Below are 2,667 nucleotides of genomic sequence, written 5' to 3' on the forward strand. Positions count from 1 at the left end.
TCGCATCCATAGAAGACACGTCCCTTCTTACTGCGACGCTCAACAAGCTTGCCTTCGTGGCACTTCGGACAAGTAACACCAGTATCTTTTTACAATCGGGCGTGTATTGCGGCAATCCGGGAAGCCTGAGCATGCCAGGAATTTACCGAACCGACCCATCTTGTATACAAAATGACGTCCGCATTTCTCACAAATCTCATCGGACACTTCATCCTCGATTTCGATTTCCTTCATTTCTTCTTCCGCTACAAGCAGTCGTTTCTCGAAGGATTCATAGAAATCGGCAAGTACTTTAACCCAATCCTGCTGCCCTTCACCGACATGGTCTAAATCCTCTTCCATGTGAGCGGTAAATTCAACATCCAAGATTTCAGGGAAGAACTCTTCCATGAGTTGAATGATCAGCTCGCCCAATTCTGTTGGGACGAACTTCTTCTCTTCAATCGCTACATATCCGCGCTTCTGAATTGTCTCCAGAGTTGGCGCGTATGTACTCGGCCGTCCGATTCCAAGCTCCTCTAGCGTCTTGACCAGTCGAGCTTCTGTATAACGCGGTGGCGGCTGTGTAAAATGCTGCTTCGGCTCAATCTGTTCGGTCTGCATGCTGTCTCCAACAGTGAGCGGAGGCAGGAACTTGTCATCCTCAACCGTGCCATCGTCGTTGCCCTCCACATACACCTTCATAAAGCCAGGGAAGCGGATTTTGGATCCGTTCGCACGGAACATCGTTTCTCCAACTTTAATATCTACGGTCATCGTATCCATAATGGCAGATGTCATTTGGCTTGCCACGAACCGTTCCCATACCAGCTTGTATAAGCGGAACTGATCCCTGCTCAAGAAGGACTTCATCTCGTCAGGGGTTCGCATTATGGATGTAGGTCTGACCGCTTCATGCGCATCCTGCGCATTCGCATTTTTCTTCACATATTGACGCGGAGTCTCAGGCATATACTCATCGCCGTAATGACCCTTAATGAACTCTCCCGCTTCTTCCTGTGCTGTCTGGGAAATACGTGTAGAGTCCGTACGCATATACGTAATGAGACCTACCGTTCCCTCTTTGCCAAGGTCGACCCCTTCATATAATTGCTGTGCAACAGACATCGTCTTCGCCGCACGGAAATTCAATTTGCGGGCAGCCTCCTGCTGCAAGGAGCTTGTCGTGAACGGAGGCGAAGGATGACGTAGACGCTCTCTCTCTTTCACTTCACTGACGACAAATGAATTGCCCTTAATCGCATGAAGAATTTCATTCACTTCAGCTTCGCTCGTAAGCTCTCTCTTCTCTCCATTGATACTGTAGAACTTCGCATCGAATGAAGACTTGCCCATGTTCAAGCGTGCTGTAATGGTCCAGTACTCTTCCGGAATGAACGCGCTGATTTCATTTTCCCGGTCGATGATAAGTTTGACGGACACGGACTGTACGCGTCCGGCCGACAATCCTTTCTTCACCTTCTTCCACAAAAGCGGACTTATCTTATAACCGACCAAACGGTCAAGGATACGTCTCGCTTGCTGTGCATGAACGAGGTCCATATTGATTTGACGCGGGGTTTTGAACGCATCCTTCACCGCTTGCTTCGTAATTTCATTAAATACGACTCGGCAAGCTTCTGACTGATCCAATTCGAGAGCGTGTGCTAAATGCCAAGCAATCGCCTCTCCTTCACGATCGGGGTCAGCTGCGAGATACACTTTTTTTACTTTTTTCCGAGCATCCTTCAATTCTTTCAGGACGCTGCCTTTTCCGCGAATCGTTATATACTTGGGTGCAAAATTGTCCTCGATCTCGACGCCAATTTGACTCTTCGGCAAATCACGAACATGCCCCATTGATGCTTTCACTATATACTTGCTTCCTAAATACTTTCCAATTGTCTTGGCCTTCGCAGGTGACTCGACAATTACTAGTGAATCCGCCACAGGCGCATCCTCCTCTCCAGCATACTGCACTTTCATTCCGAGCTATATACGGCCCCAGGGCCTTCTCGGATTCGTTTTTTAATTGTAAGGATAACAAAACTTCATGGAGTTGCGCAAATGTCGCACTGCTGCGCTGCATTAAGTCATCGATTGTACTGTCTTGATCACAGATGAGCTTATAAATGCGCTTCTCTTCATCAGTTAGGGGTTGTTCCCCAATAGCGTCGACCGTTTCATTATTGTACGGCGAAGGGATTGTTGTCAACCAACCTTTGAATTCTTCCACAATATCACTAGTCGAACGGACTAATTTAGCCGAGCCTTCGTACAGCAGTTTCAACGTCCCTGCCGACTTCGGAGATGTAATCGGACCAGGAACGGCAAATACTTCGCGATTCGAATCTAACGCCATGTCCGCCGTAATTAACGCGCCACTGCGCAAATTGGCCTCTACAACAACTGTTCCCAAGGACAACCCCGCAATAATTCGATTCCGAAGTGGGAACATTCCCGGGTGCGTCTTCATGCCGAGCGGATACTCGGTAATGACAATTCCGTTCTCTACAATTCTTCCTGCCAAGCTTCGATTCTCGGGTGGATACACTCGGTCAAATGACGTCCCCATGACTGCAACCGTTCTGCCATACTTGAGAGCGCCTTCATGACTGGATGCATCTATCCCTCTCGCTAGCCCGCTAACCACATGCAGCCCTATATGTCCTAGCTGCTCTCCTAGTG

Annotated in this window: 1 protein-coding gene and 1 pseudogene; both read right to left on the reverse strand. The window is 48.5% G+C overall.

What is annotated here, in order from left to right:
- Window positions 1–1,929: pseudogene (gene topA / locus AZ66_RS28405) on the reverse strand (type I DNA topoisomerase); the annotation flags it as partial.
- Window positions 1,823–2,667: DNA-processing protein DprA (locus AZ66_RS28410; RefSeq protein ID WP_044358004.1), on the reverse strand; the 845-nt coding region annotated here is incomplete at its 5' end. The gene AZ66_RS28410 and the pseudogene topA, both read right to left, overlap by 107 nt.

The organism is Paenibacillus sp. E194 (genome assembly GCF_000935845.1).
In the GTDB taxonomy this organism is placed as follows: domain Bacteria; phylum Bacillota; class Bacilli; order Paenibacillales; family Paenibacillaceae; genus Paenibacillus_B; species Paenibacillus_B alvei_B.